General features: G+C 68.0%; 21 protein-coding genes. 12 read left to right on the plus strand and 9 right to left on the minus strand.

Annotated features, from left to right (window positions below; translation table 11 throughout):
* Positions 1–16: 16 nt before the first annotated feature.
* The 4 genes from I0K15_RS06685 to mgtE form a co-directional block, all read right to left on the minus strand.
* Entirely contained in the window at positions 17–463 is a 447-nt protein-coding gene (locus I0K15_RS06685) for a peptidase S1 (RefSeq protein ID WP_196104614.1), read from the minus strand.
* Between the two features lie 125 nt (positions 464–588).
* Entirely contained in the window at positions 589–1,038 is a 450-nt protein-coding gene (locus I0K15_RS06690; protein WP_196104615.1) for a peptidase S1, read from the minus strand.
* Positions 1,039–1,114: 76 nt separating this feature from the next.
* The gene (locus tag I0K15_RS06695) at positions 1,115–2,020 is read right to left on the minus strand and encodes an AAA family ATPase (protein ID WP_196104616.1); all 906 of its coding nucleotides are present in this window, start codon (positions 2,018–2,020) and stop codon (positions 1,115–1,117) included.
* Positions 2,021–2,166: 146 nt separating this feature from the next.
* Positions 2,167–3,546 carry a magnesium transporter gene (gene mgtE, locus I0K15_RS06700; protein WP_196104617.1) on the minus strand — a complete coding sequence of 460 codons (1,380 nt, stop codon included), beginning with the start codon at positions 3,544–3,546 and terminating at the stop codon, positions 2,167–2,169.
* Between the two features lie 112 nt (positions 3,547–3,658).
* Between mgtE and I0K15_RS06705 the strand changes: the two genes are divergently transcribed.
* The 6 genes from I0K15_RS06705 (at position 3,659) to I0K15_RS06730 (ending at position 7,980) form a co-directional block, all read left to right on the plus strand.
* Positions 3,659–4,282 (plus strand): cysteine hydrolase family protein, encoded by a 624-nt coding sequence (locus I0K15_RS06705; RefSeq protein ID WP_196104618.1) that lies wholly within the window; start codon positions 3,659–3,661, stop codon positions 4,280–4,282.
* Positions 4,279–4,932, plus strand: a complete 654-nt coding sequence (locus I0K15_RS06710) for a hypothetical protein (RefSeq protein ID WP_196104619.1) — start codon at positions 4,279–4,281, stop codon at positions 4,930–4,932. Before I0K15_RS06705 ends, I0K15_RS06710 begins: the two co-directional genes overlap by 4 nt.
* A gap of 41 nt (positions 4,933–4,973) precedes the next feature.
* Positions 4,974–6,353, plus strand: a complete 1,380-nt coding sequence (rimO, locus tag I0K15_RS06715) for a 30S ribosomal protein S12 methylthiotransferase RimO (RefSeq protein ID WP_196104620.1) — start codon at positions 4,974–4,976, stop codon at positions 6,351–6,353.
* A 188-nt stretch (positions 6,354–6,541) separates the two neighbouring features.
* Entirely contained in the window at positions 6,542–7,045 is a 504-nt protein-coding gene (locus I0K15_RS06720) for a GNAT family N-acetyltransferase (RefSeq protein ID WP_196104621.1), read from the plus strand.
* A 144-nt stretch (positions 7,046–7,189) separates the two neighbouring features.
* Positions 7,190–7,747 carry a GNAT family N-acetyltransferase gene (locus tag I0K15_RS06725; protein ID WP_196104622.1) on the plus strand — a complete coding sequence of 186 codons (558 nt, stop codon included), beginning with the start codon at positions 7,190–7,192 and terminating at the stop codon, positions 7,745–7,747.
* The gene (locus tag I0K15_RS06730; protein ID WP_196104623.1) at positions 7,747–7,980 is read left to right on the plus strand and encodes a hypothetical protein; all 234 of its coding nucleotides are present in this window, start codon (positions 7,747–7,749) and stop codon (positions 7,978–7,980) included. Before I0K15_RS06725 ends, I0K15_RS06730 begins: the two co-directional genes overlap by 1 nt.
* A 59-nt stretch (positions 7,981–8,039) precedes the next feature.
* On the opposite strand, the gene I0K15_RS06735 is transcribed toward I0K15_RS06730, so the two are convergent.
* The 5 genes from I0K15_RS06735 to I0K15_RS06755 all read right to left on the minus strand — a co-directional run bounded on the left by I0K15_RS06735 (position 8,040) and on the right by I0K15_RS06755 (position 12,606).
* Complete coding sequence (locus I0K15_RS06735; RefSeq protein ID WP_196104624.1) at positions 8,040–8,618, minus strand: SOS response-associated peptidase; 579 nt, start codon at positions 8,616–8,618, stop codon at positions 8,040–8,042.
* Between the two features lies 1 nt (position 8,619).
* The gene (rlmN, locus tag I0K15_RS06740; protein ID WP_196104625.1) at positions 8,620–9,789 is read right to left on the minus strand and encodes a dual-specificity RNA methyltransferase RlmN; all 1,170 of its coding nucleotides are present in this window, start codon (positions 9,787–9,789) and stop codon (positions 8,620–8,622) included.
* Positions 9,790–9,871: 82 nt separating this feature from the next.
* On the minus strand, positions 9,872–10,372 hold the full coding sequence (locus tag I0K15_RS06745; RefSeq protein WP_196104626.1) for a DUF1993 family protein: 501 nt from the start codon (positions 10,370–10,372) through the stop codon (positions 9,872–9,874).
* Positions 10,369–12,048 carry a PPC domain-containing protein gene (locus I0K15_RS06750; RefSeq protein WP_196104627.1) on the minus strand — a complete coding sequence of 560 codons (1,680 nt, stop codon included), beginning with the start codon at positions 12,046–12,048 and terminating at the stop codon, positions 10,369–10,371. Before I0K15_RS06750 ends, I0K15_RS06745 begins: the two co-directional genes overlap by 4 nt.
* 39 nt (positions 12,049–12,087) lie before the next feature.
* Entirely contained in the window at positions 12,088–12,606 is a 519-nt protein-coding gene (locus tag I0K15_RS06755; RefSeq protein WP_196104628.1) for an invasion associated locus B family protein, read from the minus strand.
* Between the two features lie 195 nt (positions 12,607–12,801).
* On the opposite strand from I0K15_RS06755, the gene I0K15_RS06760 reads away from it, so the two are divergent.
* The 6 genes from I0K15_RS06760 to I0K15_RS06785 all read left to right on the plus strand — a co-directional run bounded on the left by I0K15_RS06760 (position 12,802) and on the right by I0K15_RS06785 (position 17,852).
* Positions 12,802–13,422, plus strand: coding sequence for a sigma-70 family RNA polymerase sigma factor (locus tag I0K15_RS06760; RefSeq protein WP_230374320.1), 621 nt, complete (start codon positions 12,802–12,804; stop codon positions 13,420–13,422).
* On the plus strand, positions 13,415–14,443 hold the full coding sequence (locus I0K15_RS06765) for an asparaginase (protein WP_196104630.1): 1,029 nt from the start codon (positions 13,415–13,417) through the stop codon (positions 14,441–14,443). The genes I0K15_RS06760 and I0K15_RS06765 overlap by 8 nt, the downstream gene beginning before the upstream one ends.
* A gap of 98 nt (positions 14,444–14,541) precedes the next feature.
* Positions 14,542–15,735 carry an ABC transporter substrate-binding protein gene (locus I0K15_RS06770; RefSeq protein ID WP_196104631.1) on the plus strand — a complete coding sequence of 398 codons (1,194 nt, stop codon included), beginning with the start codon at positions 14,542–14,544 and terminating at the stop codon, positions 15,733–15,735.
* A 73-nt stretch (positions 15,736–15,808) separates the two neighbouring features.
* Positions 15,809–16,588 carry an ABC transporter ATP-binding protein gene (locus I0K15_RS06775; RefSeq protein WP_196104632.1) on the plus strand — a complete coding sequence of 260 codons (780 nt, stop codon included), beginning with the start codon at positions 15,809–15,811 and terminating at the stop codon, positions 16,586–16,588.
* Entirely contained in the window at positions 16,585–17,151 is a 567-nt protein-coding gene (locus tag I0K15_RS06780; protein WP_196104633.1) for a hypothetical protein, read from the plus strand. Before I0K15_RS06775 ends, I0K15_RS06780 begins: the two co-directional genes overlap by 4 nt.
* Positions 17,148–17,852 carry an ABC transporter ATP-binding protein gene (locus tag I0K15_RS06785; RefSeq protein ID WP_196104634.1) on the plus strand — a complete coding sequence of 235 codons (705 nt, stop codon included), beginning with the start codon at positions 17,148–17,150 and terminating at the stop codon, positions 17,850–17,852. The genes I0K15_RS06780 and I0K15_RS06785 overlap by 4 nt, the downstream gene beginning before the upstream one ends.
* The last annotated feature ends 97 nt before the right edge of the window (positions 17,853–17,949 follow it).

The raw sequence follows: 17,949 nt of genomic DNA on the forward strand, positions 1-17,949 counted from the left end.
GCCGACCCCGCACCCCTCAGTAATCGTACTCGGTGAACATGAGCGTGCCGGGATTGCGCCGCGACCCGTCGTAGCTGCCGATCCAGATGTCATAGAGCCCCTGCTGCGGATTGCGGAACGTGATGGCCGAGTTCAGGCCCTGATAGTCGTCGTTGTAGTGCCACGAGCCATCGGGCGCGTTGACCAGAAGCACCGTATCGGCCCTGGATTGGACCGCAATGGTAAGCTGGCGGCTCTGCCCGTTCCAGTACAGGTCGAAATCCGGGCGCACGGTGACGAAACCGGCCCAGTTGTTGCCGAAGCAGCGGGCGAGGTCGTGGGTGCCCCCCGCCGTGATGGAGCGGATATGGGGATCGGGCTGGAAACCGGCCCGCAGATCGATCTGCCCGAAATGCGGAGCGCCCTGCCAGTTGGGGCAGGCGATCGCGGGTGAGGCGGCGAGAAGGGCGGCAGCGAGAAACATGCGCATGGCTGATGGGCTTTCCTGTTCGCGTTGAACATGCCCCCAGCCCCTTCAGGCTGCGACCTCACCCCCCAATCTGTCAACACGCCGCCGCGACGTGAGCCCGGCGGCGTCAGATCTATGTCTCAGAACTCGCTGACGCTGAGCTGAGCGTTGGCGTAGCCCGTCGGGTCGTACGAGCCGACCCAGATGTCGTAGAGCCCTTCCTGCGGCTTGTTCACCACGATCTCCGGGTTCAGCCCATTGGTGTCGTCGTTATAGAGCCAGGAGCCGTCGGGCGCGTTGATCAGCAGGACCGTGTCCTCGGCCGAGGATACGCTGAAGGTCAGAGAGCCGGTGCTGTCGGACCAGTAGACGTCGTAGTCCGGGTCGGTCGCGACGAAGCCGGCACCGCCGACACCGCACTTGGTCAGGTCGTTCGGACCGCCCGCCACGAGGTTGACCGTATGCGGATCGGGCAGGAAGCCCGCGGACAGTTGCACGTCGCCATAGGTCGGCGTGCCCTGCCAGTTCGGGCAGGCGATGGCGGCGACCGGTGCCGTGGCGAGCAGGGTGGACAGAAGAAGGGCGCGCATTCCTGGAACCTTTCATTTCGTTGTTGGATGGCGACTGAACCGTGTGAGCCGGCATCCCACCTGTCAAGAAAGAGCCTCAGGCAAGCTCCGCGCGCGCCTCGTCCAGTATCCTTTTTGCCTCGGACCCCTGCAGTTTCTGGATGTCGTCCTGATACTTGAGTATCGCACCGAGTGTATCGGCGATGACCTGCGGGCTGAGCTCGATCGCGTCGAGGGCGACGAGGCACTTGGCCCAGTCGATGGTCTCGGCCACGCCCGGTTTCTTGAAGAGATCCTCCGTCCGCAGCTTCTGGACGAAGGCGACGACCTCACGGCTCAGCGCCTCCGCCGCCTCAGGCGCGCGGGCGGTGACGATCTGCATCTCACGGTCGAAGCTGGGGTAGTCGACCCAGTGATAGAGGCAGCGGCGCTTGAGGGCGTCGTGCACCTCGCGCGTGCGGTTGGAGGTGAGGATCACGATGGGCGGCTCAGGCGCCTTGACGGTGCCGAGCTCCGGGATGGTGACGGCGAAATCGCTTAGGGCCTCCAGCAGGAACGCCTCGAACGGCTCGTCGGTGCGGTCGAGCTCGTCGATCAGCAGGACCGGCGGTCCGGCCTCCTGCGGCTCCATCGCTTCGAGGAGCGGACGGGAGATGAGGTAGTCGCCGGAGAAGAGCTCCCGCGTGAGCGCATCGCGGTCGGCGCTGCCCGCCGCCTCCGCCGTGCGGATCGCGACCATCTGGGCGGGGAAGTTCCATTCGTAGACAGCGGAGGCCGCGTCGAGCCCCTCGTAGCACTGGAGCCGGATCAGGCGGCGGCCGAGCGCGGCGCTGAGCGCCTTCGCGATCTCGGTCTTGCCGACACCCGCCTCACCCTCCAGAAACAGCGGCCGCCCGAGCTTCAGCGCGAGGAAGGCGACGGTGGCGAGGTCGCGGCCCGCCACGTAGCCCGCACCGCTCAGAAGCGCCTGCGTCGCATCGATGCTGTCGGGCAGGTCGGTCATGGGCAGGCTCCTCTCAGGTGTCGGGCCAGCCTGCCCGTCCGGGCGGGCGGGTCAAGGGGGGCGAAGGTCGGGTGCGCGCCGCGCGGGAGTATTTGGACGAAATCGAAAGGGGCTTCGAGTTCGCACAAATACTCGGATTCCGCGCCTCAAAGCAGCAGGGCGGAGGCGAGCCCCAGGAAGAGCAGGAAGCCCACCACGTCCGTCACGGTGGTTACGAAAGTACCGGAGGCCAGCGCCGGATCCGCACCGGCGCGGTCGAGCCCGATGGGAACGAGGATCCCGGCGAGCCCGGCGACGGCGAGGTTGCCGACCATGGCGATGGCGAGCACGACGCCCAGCATCGGGTTGCCGAACCAGATGATGCCGACCACGGCCATGATGACCGCGAAGGCGGCGCCGTTGATCGTGCCTGCGACAAGCTCCCGCCGCACGATCCGCATGGCGTTCGACCCGGTGAGGTCGCGCGTGGCGAGCGCCCGCACCGCCACGGTCAGCGTCTGCGTCGCGGCGTTCCCGCCCATGCTGGCGACGATCGGCATCAGCACGGCGAGCGCCACGATCGCCTCGATGGTCGAGGAGAACAGCGAGATCACGATGGAGGCGATGATCGCCGTGATCAGGTTCACCAGAAGCCACGGGAAGCGGCGCTGCACGATAGCCATGGTGCTGTCGCTGATCTCCTCGTCGCCGACACCGGCGAGGAGCTTCATGTCCTCCTCCGCCTCGTCCTCCAGCACGTCCATCGCGTCGTCGATGGTAACGATGCCCACGAGCCGGCCATCGGCGTTCACCACCGGGGCCTGGATCATGTGGTACTGGTTGAAGGCGTAGGCGACATCCTCCTGCCGCTGATCGACGGGGATGGTGCGGAAGTCTTGCTCCATCAGGGTGTCGAGCTTCACGCTGCGCGGATGGGCCATGACCTTGCCCAGCCGCACCTCGCCCACCGGGTGCATGGCCGGATCAACGATGATGATGTCGTAGAACTGCTCGGGCAGATCGTCGGAGGCGCGCATGTAGTCGATGACGTCGCCGACGGTCCAGTGGACCGGCGCCGTCACCATCTCCCGCTGCATCAGGCGGCCGGCGGTGTATTCGGGATAGGTGAGCGACTGCTCGACGGCGACCCGATCCGCATCGTCGAGCGCGTCAAGCACGGCCTCCTGCTGCGGCTCGTCCAGATCCTCGACGAGGTAGACGACGTCGTCGGTGTCGAGCTCCTGCACCGCCTCGGAGAGCTGCTTTGGCGTCAGGGTGGCAAGGACGGTGTCGCGAACGCCCTCCTCCAGCTCCGTGAGCACGTCGCCGTTCAGATCGGGTCCCCAGAGCTCGACAAGCCTCACCCGCCGCGGCTCCTCGATCTGTTCGAGAAGGTCGGCCACGTCGGCGGGGTGCATGTGGGCGAGATACTCGATCAGCCGCTCCCGCGCGCCGACCTCGACCGCGGCGAGGATCGCGTCCACCGTGGCGGCGTTCAGGGCATAGGCGTCGTCGGAAGGCGGCTGGCCCTCGGTCTCTTCGGTCATGGCTGGCGATCCCGGTCCGTGCTGGCGCAGAAGTAGCACTGCAGGTCCTCTTCGCAACAGTCTGACTGCCCGCCAATCCATGCTAGGGTGCGCGCCGCAGGAGAGGGACGCCATGACGAACACATCGACTTCACTGACCGACCTCGCGCGCCCGGAGCGGTGCGCGCTGGTGGTCTATGACATGCAGGCCGGGATTCTGTCGCAGCTCGCAGACGGCGCGGCTGTGCTGGAGCGGGTGCTGGGCGCGCTGGAGGCGGCGCGGACCGCCGGGATGCCCGTGATCTTCCTGCGGCACATGTCGCTGCCGGTGAAACTGATGGGCACGTTCCAGATGCGCCAGGCGATGACGTGGCAGCGGACCGACGATCCGGGGGCGGTGAAGCCCTGGTTCCTGCGCGGCAGCCCGGCCCATGCGCTGGCGCCGGAGCTGGCGCCGCGGGAGGACGAGGCGATCTTCGACAAGCTCGGCATGTCCGCCTTCGAAGGAACGCCGCTCGCCATGACGCTGCGCGATCTGGGGCTGGTGTCCTTCGCCATCTGCGGGGTGGCCACCGAGATCGGGATCTATCCCAGCGTCCGCCACGGCTCCGACCTCGGCCTGATCCCGATCGTGATCGAGGAGGCGTGCGGCCACGGCTCGGCGGAGGCCGGGGCGCGCTCGCTCGCCAATATGCGCCACATGGGTGATGCGATCATGACCGATGTGAGCGGGTGGAAGGCGGCGCTCGAAGCATGATGGTGCGCGTTGCCGTCTGGCTGTTGTTGCTGTTCGCCGGTCTTGGGCTTTTAGCGGCGCTGGCGTGGATGCAGTCGCCTCTGCTGACCGAGCCGCTGCGGTTCGGCCTCACGCAGATCGGCGTCACGCTCAGCGGGCAACAGCTCCTCCTGATCGGGCTCACCTTGCTGGCGCAGCCGCTGATTGCGCTTCCCGCCTTTGCCCTGATCGCGGGGATCTTCGGCCTCGGCGGCGAACGGGTAGAGCTGGTCGCTGGCGAAGTCGTGGTGATGCGGCTCAAACCCGGCGCCCGCTGGGGCGGCGCGATGCTGGGCGTGGCGCTCGCCGCGCTGGTCTTCTGGGGTTTCATGGCCGCGCCGACGCTTCTCACGCAGGCCGTTGCGGCGCTCTGCGCCACCGCCTTCCTGTGGATGGGCTGGTCGATGTGGTCCATGACCATCGCCTTCGACGCGGAGCAGGTGATGGACCGGGACATGCTGGGCCGCTGGCGCAGTTTTGCCTGGGCCGATCTCCAGCGGATCGTCCCCAGCGCCGGATCGCTGGAGACGCAGTTGATCTTCCGCGGCGGGCGCCGGTTGCGGGTGTCAGTCTTCTATGCCGGGCTCGGCCTCCTGATGGATCGGGCCTTCGCGGAGCTGCGCAGCCGCTAGCCCCGCTTTCCTCCGCCCCCGATCTGGGCTAAGGCCGCGCCATGAGCCTCAACCCGCCGAATCTGCGCCCCGACCTCGCGCCGCGCGCCGCGGTCGGCGACACCGCCCGTCCCGGCCAGCCGAAGATCGGCATGGTCTCGCTCGGCTGTCCAAAGGCGCTGGTGGACAGCGAGCGCATCCTGACGCGGCTGCGAGCAGAGGGCTACGCGATCACCGGTGACTATGCGGGTGCCAACGCAGTGATCGTGAACACCTGCGGCTTCCTCGACAGCGCGAAGGCCGAGAGCCTGGAGGCGATCGGCGAGGCGTTGCAGGAGAACGGCAAGGTCATCGTCACCGGCTGTCTGGGGGCGGAGGAGGACTACATCCGCGGCACCCATCCGTCGGTGCTCGCCGTCACCGGGCCGCACCAGTACGAGCAAGTGCTGGATGCCGTGCACGACGCCGTGCCGCCGGACCCCGACCCCTTCATCGACCTGCTGCCGCCTGCAGGGCTGAAGCTCACGCCACGCCACTTCGCGTATCTGAAGATCTCCGAGGGCTGCAATCACAAGTGCAAGTTTTGCATCATCCCGGATATGCGTGGGCGGCTGGCCTCCCGCCCCGTCCACGCAGTGCTGCGCGAGGCGGAAAAGCTGGTGGAGAGCGGGGTGAAGGAGATCCTCGTGATCTCGCAGGACACGTCGGCCTACGGGGTGGACCGGAAGCATGACGTGCACGACTGGCAAGGGCGCGAGGTCCGGACCCATATCGAGGACCTGTCGCGGGAGATGGCGACGCTCGGGGCGTGGGTCAGGCTCCACTACGTCTATCCGTACCCGCATGTGGACAAGCTGATCCCGCATATGGGCGAGAACCTGCTGCCCTACCTCGACATCCCTTTCCAGCACTCCCACCCCGACGTGCTCAAGCGCATGGCCCGCCCCGCGGCCTCGGCGAAGACGCTGGAGCGCATCGCCGCCTGGCGCGCGATCAACCCGGAGATCGTCCTGCGCTCCACCTTCATCGTCGGCTATCCCGGCGAGACGGAAGCCGAGTTCCAGCACCTGCTCGACTGGATGGAGGAGGCGCGACTCGACCGGGTCGGCGCCTTCAAGTATGAAAACGTGGCCGGCGCCCGCTCCAACGCCTTGCCCGACCACGTGTCCGAAGAGGTGAAGGAGGAGCGCTACGCCCGCTTCATGGAGGTTGCCCAGCGCATCTCGGCCGAGAAGCTGGCGGCCAAGGTCGGCACCCGCCTCGACGTGATCGTGGACGAGGTGGACGGCGAGGGGGCCGTCTGCCGCACCAAGGCGGATGCGCCGGAGATCGACGGCAACCTCTTCATCGACGAGGGCTTCGAGGCGCTCTCGCCCGGCGACATCGTGACGGTCGAGGTCGACGAGGCCAGCGAATACGACCTCTGGGGCACGCCGGTCTGAATACGGCGGAGCGCTGACGCGCGCGCCCTCTGGCCCTGCGGGCAGCCGGGGCGCTGCCCCGGACCCCGGCGTGTATGGGCAAAGAAGAAGAGAGCGGCGCTTTCATCTTTCCCGAAATACGCGAACCCGGTGTCCATAGGAGATGGGCGTCTGGACGGAGAGGCCCTGCAACGACTAGCGTCCGCTGCATGTTGCTCCGAGACGCGATCCCTTCCGACCTGCCCGCTATCGCCGCGCTACATGTGGCGAGCTGGCGGGACGTTTATCGGGGCATTCTGCCTGCCGCCTACCTCGCGGAGGCCGTTCCAGCGGAGCTCGCCGCGAAGTGGGCGCAGGTTCCGGAGGGCGTCGTGCTGGTGGCGGACGGATCGCAGGGGCTCGCCGGGTTCGTCTGGGTGCAGCCGGGCGAGGAGGCCTATGTCGATGCGCTGCATGTCGCGGCGCATGGTCGGGGCCTTGGGATCGGCGCGCGATTGCTGGCGGAAGCGGCGGCGCGGGCGCAGGAGGCCGGGGCGCGGTCGCTCTACCTCTACATCATCGCGGGAAACGACGGGGCGGAGCGGTTCTATCGCCGTCTGGGCGCCGTGGAGACGTGGCGCGGGCCGGATCCGGACTTTGCGGTGCCGACCACCTCGATCCGCCTCGACTGGCCCGACATTTCCGTCCTGGCGCGCGCCGCCGATCCGGCATAGGGCCACATCGAGCTCGCCATCCGGACGTCGAGACAGACAGTGCCCGGAAGCACAACCTGAAGGGCAGATCGGGGCGACGGCCTCACTCTCGACGCAAAGGCCTGCGATCAGCTTGCCGACCCTGCCGATCCGGGATGAGACCCCATGGTTCCGACCGTCGAATGCGCCGTCTGGGAGGATTTGCCGGACATCCTGCTCCTCCAGCAGCAGACGCATGACTGGCATTCCCGCAGGTTCCCGGAGGCCTTCCCGCCGTGGGAGCTCGGCCGCGACATGTGCCTGGTGGCGCTGCGCAAGCACTTCCCGCGCAAGTGGGTCGTCGGCCCCATGCGGCCGTCGAAGAGCGCGTTCGTCATCCGCGATGCGGGCGGCGTGGCGGGCCACTGCCTGACCCGGCTATGGACCGAGCCGATGCACGGGCGCAGCGTCCTCTACATCGAAGACATCACGGTGCGGGACACGACACGCGGACAGGGCCTCGGCCAGCGCCTGCTCGATCACGCGGCGGCGATGGCGAAGGTGGAGCGGTGCAGCGGGATCTCCGCCACGATCTGGGGCGGCAACGAGGCCTCTCGCATGTTGTTCGAGCGAAACGGCTACGGCGTGGTGCAGATGGACATGTTCCGGAGCATTGGCATGGACAGCGGCGTGGAAGCTGACGATGCTGAAGCGTCTTCCGGCCCAGAAGAGGCACTGCCGTAATGTTCACCATCGAGCACGAATTCGACGCGACGGTCGTCACCCTGATCGACGAGGCGGAGGCGGTCGAGGACGTGACCATCACCGTCTTCGACGACGGGGCGCGGGTGGAGCAGCTCGACGAGCGGACGGGCAAGGTGCAGACCGTGGTGCTGTCCACGGCGCAGCTTCGCGATCTGCGCGCGGCGCTCGATCTGCCGGAGGGCACCTACCGGCTGCGGCGGGTGAAGGACTGAAGCATTTTCCAGTCCGGCCGCATCGGTCTGGCGTCGCGAAAATGCGCGGACATAAATGCCTAGAGTTCGGATTTCTCGACCGTCAGCGTGCCGTCGGGGGCGGGGCGCATCGGCCGGGCCTCGCCTGCCAGCCACGCAGCGGGATCGTCCAGCAGGACCGGCATCCGGTGGTGGATGTCGCGCACGTCCGCGTTGGGCTCGCAGGTGAGCGTGGCGAAGCTCACCAGTTCACGTCCGCCCGGCATGTGCCAGACGTCGTAGATCGCGGCGAAGGCGAGCAGCGGCTGGTCCGGCGCGCTGATCCGCCAGCGGGTCTTGCGCCCGGTCTTGCCCGTCCACTCGTACCAGCCGGAGGCCGGCAGGACCGCGCGATTGTGCTGGATCTTCGCGAAGGCCGTCTTCTCATGCAGCGTTTCGGAGCGGATGTTGACGAGCTTTTCCATCACCGGGCGACCGCGGGCGTTCACGGCCCCCTTCGGGATCATGCCCCAGCGCGCGGTGATGAGCTTGCCCGGCAGGACGAGCGCGAGTTCCTCGTCCGGGGCAAGATCCACGCCGGTCGGCGTGTCGGCCGGAGCGACACCGAAGTGATCCGCCAGCGCCGCACCGTCCTGGTCGAGGAAGATGCGGCCCGGCATGTCAGAGCCCGGCTTCGGCCGCGATCTGGGCGCGGGATTTGCGGGCGCGCTCGGTGGCGGATTTGAGCTGGCCGCAGGCGGCCATGATGTCCTCGCCGCGGGGGCGACGCACCGGGGAGGCATAGCCCGCGCGGTTCACGATGCGCCCGAACGCCTCGATCCGCTCGGGCGTGGACCGTTCGTAGGGCGAGCCCGGCCACGGATTGAAGGGGATCAGGTTGATCTTCGCCGGGATCCCCTCGATCAGTTTCACCAGCCGCTTTGCGTCCGCATCGCTGTCGTTGACGTCCTTGAGCATCACGTATTCGAAGGTGATCCGCTCGGCGTTGGACAGGCGCGGGTAGTCGCGGCAGGCCTGCAGCAGCTCGTCGATGTCCCAGCGCTTGTTGATCGGGACGAGCTTGTCGCGCACCTCGTTCGTCGTCGCGTGGAAGGAGATGGCGAGCATGCAGCCGATCTCCTCCCCCGTTCGCGCGATCTCGGGCACCACGCCAGAGGTGGAGAGCGTGATGCGGCGGCGGGAGAGAGCCACGCCCTCGGGGTCCATCGCGATCTTCATCGCGTCGCGCACGGCCTCGAAGTTGTAGAGCGGCTCGCCCATGCCCATCAGCACGATGTTCGACAGGAGCCGCTTGTCCTCCGGCCCCTTGCCCCATTCGCCGAGGTCGTCGCGGGCAACGAGTACCTGCCCGATGATCTCGCCTGGAGTGAGGTTCCTCACCAGCTTCTGCGTGCCGGTGTGGCAGAAGGAGCAGGTGAGCGTGCAGCCGACCTGGGAGGAGATGCAGAGCGTGCCGCGGTCGGTTTCGGGGATGTAGACGGTCTCGACCTCGTGCCCGCCCTCGATCCTGAGCAGATACTTGCGGGTGCCATCGGTGGAGACCTGCTTGGTCACGACCTCGGGCAGCGCGACGCGGAACCGCTCGGCGAGCATGGCCCGGAAGGGCTTCGCAAGGTTGGTCATCGCGTCGAAGTCGTAGACGCCCTTGTTGTAGATCCAGCTCCAGATCTGTCCGACGCGCATCTTCGCCTGCTTCTCGGGCGTTCCGGCCTCGATCAGCGCGTCGCACATGGCGGCACGGGTCATGCCGACGAGGTTCGGCAGACCCGGCACGGGCGCGCGCTTGATGGTCAGCAGATCCTGCGTGATCGGGGCGGTGGGCTCGGACATATCGGCTACTCCAACGAAGACGCCTCCCGGATGAGGGGAGGCGTTTGACCGTCAGATAGCAAATCGGAGCGCGAATTGCCAGTCAGGTGAAGCGGAAACCGGGCGGATAGCCATGCACCCCGTCGAAATCCGCCTTGCCCACGGGGACACCCTGCGCGCGCAGGATCGCGTAGGTCATGGCGACGTGGAAATGGAAGTTCGGCAGGATGAAGCGGAGGAGGAATGCCTCGCCGTCGAGCTTGTGCTGCGCGAAACCGGCTTCGAAGGCGATCTCGCGGGTGAGGTCGAGGTCCTTCGGGCCGATCGTGGCGAGGGCCGCCGCACTCCGCTCCACCGCGTCGGCCATGCCGGGGAGCGTGTCGTCGTTCGGCTCGGGTTCCGGCACGTCGCGACCGGCGAGCGGGAAGGCGCCGCGCAGGGGGAAGTGGGCGGCCGTCGCAGCCTGCTCGACCAGCGGGAACATGTCGGGGGCGAGCCGCGCCTCGGGCGGGCAGCCATGCTCCGCCCCCAGACTACAGAGCCGGGCCAGACGCTCCAGCGTCCGGCCCGGCTCGATCACCGCGGCGCGGTGGAACAGCGTCACTGCGCCGGCACGAACCGCTCGATCGCCAGCCGCGTCACCGAGGCCTGGCCGTAGAGGCCGCCCGGGCGGCCGACCGCCAGCAGGTAGACCCCGCGATTGACCCGCGCTGCGATCTGGGCGGAGTAGGTCGCGCCGTAATCGTCGTTCTGGTCGAGCCGCCGGCCCAGATCGTCGAACAGCGTCAGCATCGGGTCGTTGTTGCCGGTCTCGATCCCCTCGATGAGGATCAGGCCGGGCTCCGTCACCTCGAAGCTGAACCACTGCAGGTCGTCGGTGTCTCGCACGTCGCGGCGGATCCGGCCTTCGATGGCGCCCAGATCCGTGACCGGGTAGCTGCCGTCGAGCGGCGGCGCGGCCTCGGCATTGTTGTAGAGGCTCGCCATGAAGGCTTCCTCGTCGTAGGCGCTCAGGGTCACGGTGACCGGGGAGAAGCCGTCGCTCAGCGCCTCGAGCCCGATGCAGTAGGTGCCCGCCTCCAGCGGCTCGGTGAAGTCGATGCGGGAGTTCAGCCCGTCGAAATCGTCGTTCTCCGCCAGCAGGTAGCCCGTGTCGTCGTAGATGCTGAGCACCGGATCGGCGCTCGGGTTCTCCGCCGTGACGCTGATCGGCTGCGGCTCGGACAGGGTGAAGCGATAGAAGGGCGTGTCGTTGATCGCCGCCGTCTGGCGGAGGCCCGCCTCAAGCTCGCTGTCGACCGGCGCACCGTCGAAGATCGCCACCGCCTCGGTATCGGGCAGGCAGACGCCGCCGCCCGCGCCGCCGCCATTGCCGGATCCGGCGGTCAGCGCCTCGTGCGTCGTCAGACCCACGCGGATGTCGGCTTGCAAGTTGCTGCTGTCATAGCTGCTGGCCGAGAGGCAGTAGGTGCCAGGATTGAGATACGTCTCCCCGCGGGAGGACAGGAACCCGCCGCCATCGTCGTCGCTCAGAAGAACAGTGCCGTTCGCGTCGCGCAGGTCGATCACCGTGTCGCCCTCACGCTGCGGCGCCGCCTCGACCCGGACATCGGTGCCGTTGGTGACGGTGAAGAGCACGGTGTATTCGCCATTGGCCGGGATGCTGCCCGCCACGGTGAACGGGCCGGAGGCGAGGTCGATGGCCGAGGAGGCCTCGTCGCCCCCCGCCCAGACCGCGCGCGCGCCGTAGCCTGCGCAAAGGTTCGCGGTCTCCTCATTGACCGGACCCGGGGCCGGAGCGGGCGTCGGGGCGGGCGCGTCGGTCAGGGCCGCGTGCGACTGCAGGCCGACCCGGATGGTCGCGCCGATATCGGAGCTGTCATAGCTGGTGGTCGACAGACAGTAGGTGCCGGGCTCCAGCGCGATCTCACCCCGCGAGGACAGGAAGCCGCCGCCATCGTCGTCGTTCAGAAGGATCGTGCCCGCGGCATCGCGCAGGTCGATCACCGTATCCCCGGCAGCCTCCGGCTCCGCCTCGACCCGGACGTCCGCGGCTGCACCGACGGTGAAAAGCACCGTGTAGGCCCCACCGGCCGGAACGCTGCCCTCCAGCGTGAAGGGGTCGGCCGCGCCGTCGATCGCGGAGGATGCCTCATCCCCGCCGGCCCAGACCGCATCCGCACCGAAACCGCCGCATAGCGCTGCGTCCTGTGCCAGCGCCGGCAGCGCCGTCAGGCAGGTGGTGCCCGCCGCGATCAGGAAAAGTCGGCTCAGCTTCATGGATAGATCCTCCGCTCGGGGATGATGGCTGTTTCTATTCTAGTTGGAGCAGCGGCCCGACGCGTCGCGCAGTGCCGCCGTGAACCCGATCAGGGAGATCGTGTCCGTCGTTGTAGTGCCGCGCGATGACGTCCCGACGACGGTCGCGTCGGAGCCCGCTCGCATCGCCGCCACGACCCGCGCGTCGTCCGCGGGGGAGGACGGCCAGGCCCATTCGCCATCGGTGTAGAAGGCGAACTCGCTGTCCCCGATGGTCACGTTGACCTCTGAGTCGGGCCGGAAGGGATAGCCGCCGGTGAAGCTCACCTCGTTCTCCACCCCGTCCGTCGGACGGCTCGTGACCATCATCCGGATCTCGCTACGACGCACGGTGACGGGGGATCCGTCCCTGGTCGCGACCGACCGCGTCGGCGCCGACGCGATCCAGCATTCCCGCGTGCCGTTGTCGGACACGAAAACGCTCCAGTTCTGATGTGCGTCGGCGCGCGTCGTCTCCTGCGCCGCGGCGGGGAAGCCCACGATCAACCCCAGCCCGACCAACACAACCTTAGAATTCATTACCTGCTCCATCGCCAAATCGCCTCCGCCCCTGTGTCTGGCGGTTCCGCGTGCCGACCCTTTGCAGACAGCGCGTGCTTGCCTTGCGCCGGTGCGGCTCCGATAATGTATCGAAAAGGGGCGGCTTCTGGCCACCCCGTCAACGATTTTCGACGGATCGGCGTTGCGCAAGCGGCCCGTTCGAGAGGGCAAGACGTGCCAGACCCCCATCCCAAGCCTTCGTCGGAGCCGGCCACCATACCGGACGATGATCCGCGATCCGAGGAGATCGCGCTGCTGCTGCGGGTGGCCCAGCAGGACAAGAGTGCCTTTGCCGAGCTCTTCGGCCGCTATGCGGGGCGGGTGAAATCCTTCCTGCTGCGCTACGCCATGCCAGACGACCAGGCCGAGGAGATCGCGCAGGAGGTCATGGTCCAGGTCTGGCGCAAGGCATCGAGCTACGACCCGGTGAAGGCCGCGCCCTCGACCTGGATCTTCGCCATCGCGCGGAACCGGCGGATCGACCTCATACGGCGCGGCGCGCGGCGCCAGCCCGACCCGGACGACCCGATGTTCCAGCCGGATCCGGAGCCCGATGGTGGCGCCGCCGTCTCGGCCATGGAGCGGCAGACCCAGGTGCGCGAGGCGCTTGCCACACTGCCCGACAACCAGCGCACAGTGCTCTTCGCCACCTTCTTCGAGGGGTTGAGCCAGGTGGAGATCGCAGAGCGGGAGGGCGTGCCGCTGGGCACGGTGAAGTCCCGCGTCCGCCTTGCCTTCGCCCGGATGCGCGACCGTCTGGGCCCCGACATGATCCAGGAACTCTACGATGACTGACCGCTCCCCCGCTGCCGCCGAACTCGTTGAGGTCTGGCGCGGCGGTCTCCTCGAGTCGGTCCATCGCGGCCATGCCGTGGTGGTCCATTCGGGCGGCGACGTTCTGGCCGAGTGGGGCACGGCGGATGCGACGGTGTTTCCGCGCTCCTCCTGCAAGATGCTCCAGGCCCTGCCGCTGATCGAAAGCGGCGCGGCGGAGGCGGCGGGGCTTGGCGACGCGCATCTGGCGCTCGCCTGTGCCTCCCACCAGGGCGCGCTTATCCATACGGAGCGGGTCGGTGCCTGGCTCGGCGATCTGGGCCTCGGCGAGGGCGATCTGCGCTGCGGGCCGCAGTTCCCCAACGACAAGGCGGAGCGGGACCGGCTGCTGAACAGCGGCGAGCGCGCCTGCCAGATCCACAACAACTGCTCGGGCAAGCATGCGGGCTTTCTGACCCTGTCGAAGCATCTGGGCGGCGGGGCCGAGTACAACGAGATCGACCATCCGGTGCAGCGGGCCGTGAAGGCCGCGCATGAGGAGATGGCGGACGAGACCTCGCCGGGCCACGGCATCGACGGCTGCTCCGCCCCGAACCATGCGAGCAGCCTGCGTGGCCTCGCCTACGCCATGGCGCGCATGGCCGATCCGGGCGGGCTCGGTGAGGCGCGTCAGAACGCGGCCCGCCGCCTTGTCAGCGCGATGAAGGCGCATCCGCTGCTCGTCGCCGGTGAGGGCCGCGCGTGCTCGGAGATGATGGCCGCGATGCCCGGCCCCACCGTCATCAAGACCGGGGCGGAGGCCGTCTTCATCGCGATCCTGCCCGAGCTCGGCCTCGGCGTGGCGCTGAAGATCGAAGACGGGACCACCCGCGCCTCCGAATGCGCGATCGCGGCGATCCTCGCGCGGCTCGGCGTCGCCGATCCCGCGCATCCGCTGATCGCCAAGCGCCTGAACCCGCCGCAGAAGAACCGGCGCGGCCTCGTGACCGGGGAAATCCGGCCCGCGCCGGGCCTCTGGGCCGACGGCGCGGCCCTCTCCTGAGCCCGCAAACCGCGCCGGATGACGCCAAAACCCGCTTGTAAACCACGCTCGCGCCCCCTTTGATGGCGCCAGTCCAACGTGACCTCAGGGAGAACAAGATGAAACGTTTCCTGCTCAGCACCGCATTGTGTGCCGCGGCAACGGGAGCACTGGCCGAGAGCCACGCCCAGACCGCGAATATCGGCATCATCCTGGGCTTCACCGGCCCGATCGAATCCCTCACGCCCGACATGGCGGCCTCGGCCGAACTGGCGATTTCGGAGGTGAACGAGAGCGGCGCATTCCTCGACGGAACGGTCCTCGCGCCCGTCCGCGCCGACTCCACCTGTGTGGACAGCGCGGCCGCAGCGGCAGCGGCCGAGCGTCTGATCACCGGGGACAACGTGATCGGCATCATGGGCGCCGACTGCTCCGGCGTGACGACGGCCGTTGCGAACAACGTCGCGATCCCGAACGGCGTCGTGATGGTGTCCCCGTCCGCCACCTCACCGGCGCTGTCGACCATCGAGGATAACGGCCTCTTCTTCCGCACCGCCCCGTCGGATGCGCGGCAGGGCCAGATCCTCGCCGATATCGTGACCGAGCGCGGCATCGACAGCATCGCGGTGACCTACACCAACAACGACTACGGCCAGGGCCTCGCCGACGCGTTCCAGGCGGCGTTCGAGGAGGCAGGCGGCACCGTGGAGCTGGTCGCAGCACACGAAGACGGCCGCGGCGACTACTCGGCCGAGGTCGGCGCGCTGGCCGCCACCGGCGCCGACGCGCTCGCCGTCTTCGGCTATGTGGACCAGGGCGGCCGCGGGATCATCCAGTCCTCGCTCGACACGGGGGCTTTCGACACCTTCGTGCTGGGCGACGGCATGATCGGCGACAGCCTGACCGAAGCCTTCGGCGGCGACATCGACGGCACCTTCGGCACCGCACCGGGCTCCGACAGCGAGGATTTTGCGGCTTTCGACGAAATGGCCAAGAGTGCGGGCATCGAGGGCGACGGCCCCTATCGCGGCGAGAGCTACGATGCGGCCGCGCTGATGATCCTCGCGGCACAGGCGGCGGGCTCCACCGATCGCGGCGCGATCGCGGAGAACCTGATCGCGGTCGCCAACGCCCCCGGTGAGCCCATCGGCCCCGGCGAGCTGGGCCGCGCGCTGGAGATCCTCGCCGAAGGCGGCGACGTCGACTATGTCGGTGCCACCGGCGTCGAGCTGATCGGGCCGGGCGAGGCTGCGGGCTCCTACCGTGAGCTGGAGGTGCAGGACGGCGCCTTCACCACCGTGAACATCCGCTGAGGCGAAAAACGCCACTTGCAGGCGGCGCGGCCCGGGGCTACCCCCGGGCCGCTTCTTTAGGGACGGGGCGGATATGATCCGGGTCGAGGATATCCACATGCATTTCGGCGGCATCCGGGCCGTCGACGGGGCGAGCATCGAGATCGCCAAGGGCTCGATCACCGGGCTGATCGGGCCGAACGGTGCCGGCAAGACGACGCTCTTCAACGTGATCGCGGGGCATTATACACCGACCTCGGGCCGGGTGTTCCTCGATGGTGAGGACATCACGGGCCTGCCGCCGCATGCGCTGTTCCACAAGGGGCTCCTGCGCACCTTCCAGATCGCCCACGAGTTCTCGACCCTCACCGTGCGCGACAACCTGATGATGGTGCCCGGCAGCCAGAAGGGCGAGAAGCTGTGGGACGTGCTGCTGCGCCCGGGCGAGATCCGGCGGCAGGAGGCGGAGATCCGCGCCAAGGCCGACGAGGTGATCGAGTTCCTGCAGATCTCGCAGGTGGCCGATGAGCTCGCCGGGAACCTCTCGGGCGGGCAGAAGAAGCTGCTGGAGCTCGGCCGGACCATGATGGTGGACGCGAAGATCGTCTTCCTCGACGAGGTGGGCGCGGGGGTGAACCGGACGCTGCTGAACACCATCGGCGATGCGATCCTGCGGCTGAACCGCGAGCGTGGCTACACCTTCTGCATGATCGAGCACGATATGGATTTCATCGGCAGGCTCTGCGATCCGGTGATCGTGATGGCGGAGGGCAAGGTGCTCGCGCAAGGCACGGTGGACGAGATGAAGTCCGACGAGCGGGTGATCGAGGCGTATCTGGGCACCGGGCTAAAGAACAAGAAGGTGGAGGCATGAGGAGCATCGCCGTCGCCACCGCTGTGCTCGCTCTTCCCCTGATGGCGGGCGCGCAGACGTTCATTGTCTGCGACCCCATCTCGCCGACCGTCAGCTTCTGCCCGGACGAAGAGGTGAGCTATCGCTTTCCTCCATCGGCTTTTCCCTCGCAGGACGACGATTGGCAGACCCTTCCCGGTGTCGTGACCTGGTACCGGATCAGAGGCCTTGGGATCAGTACCCGGTCTGCAACGAGTCATACTCCCACGCTGCGCTTCGATGCGGATCAGCCGGGCAAGGTAAGCGCCGGTCTCCAGGCCGCCGTCGTCTCGCTCGGCGGGGGGCTCGTTGCCGATATCCGCGAGATGGTGTCCACGCCTCTCGAAACCGGCCCGGCGTTGCGGGCCGAGGTAACGCTGTCTCACCCCGCCAGCGGACGGACATCCGACTTCATCGTGACCGTGATACCGGCGGAGGTCGGCAGCGTCGCGCTTTGGACCACGGGGGAAGGGCGGGCGCATCCCGCGACGGTCTCTCAGGTGCACGACACGAGTGTCGCAAATCTGCGCGGAGGGCGGCCATGAGCTTCCTCACCGCGGAACACATGACGGGCGGCTACGGTGCCACCGACATCCTCCACGACTGCACGATCAAGGTGGAGCAAGGCGAGATCGCGGTCATCGTCGGCCCCAACGGCGCGGGCAAGTCCACCGCCATGAAGGCTGTCTTCGGCATGCTCCCGTTGCGCGAGGGCCGCGTGCTGCTGGGCGAGACCGACATCACCGCCATGAGCCCGCAGGAGCGGGTGGCGAACGGCATGGGCTTCGTGCCGCAGACCCACAACGTCTTCACCTCCATGTCCGTGGAGGAGAACCTGGAGATGGGCGCTTACCTGCGGGAAGACGATTTCCGCGGCACCATCGAGCAGGTCTACGACCTGTTCCCGGTGCTGAAGGAAAAGCGCCGCCAGCCCGCGGGCGAGCTCTCCGGCGGGCAGCGCCAGCAGGTGGCCGTGGGCCGTGCGCTGATGACGGAGCCCAAGCTCCTGATGCTCGACGAGCCAACGGCTGGGGTGAGCCCCATCGTTATGGACGAGCTCTTCGACCGGATCATCGAGGTCGCGCGGACCGGCATCGCCATCCTGATGGTGGAGCAGAACGCTCGGCAGGCGCTCAACATCGCGGATCACGGCTATGTGCTCGTGCAGGGCCGCAACGCGTGGACCGACACGGGGGAGGCGCTGCTCGCCAATCCCGAGGTCCGGCGCACGTTCCTGGGAGGGTGAGGATGAGTGTTCATACTCCAGACCAGCCCGGGCAGCGCCCGAGCCTGGGAGGGCGCAGGAGCCCCGTGATGATCGAAGCCCTTTATCCCTCAAACCC

The sequence above is a fragment of the Pontivivens ytuae genome, from assembly GCF_015679265.1.
Lineage (GTDB): Bacteria > Pseudomonadota > Alphaproteobacteria > Rhodobacterales > Rhodobacteraceae > Pontivivens > Pontivivens ytuae.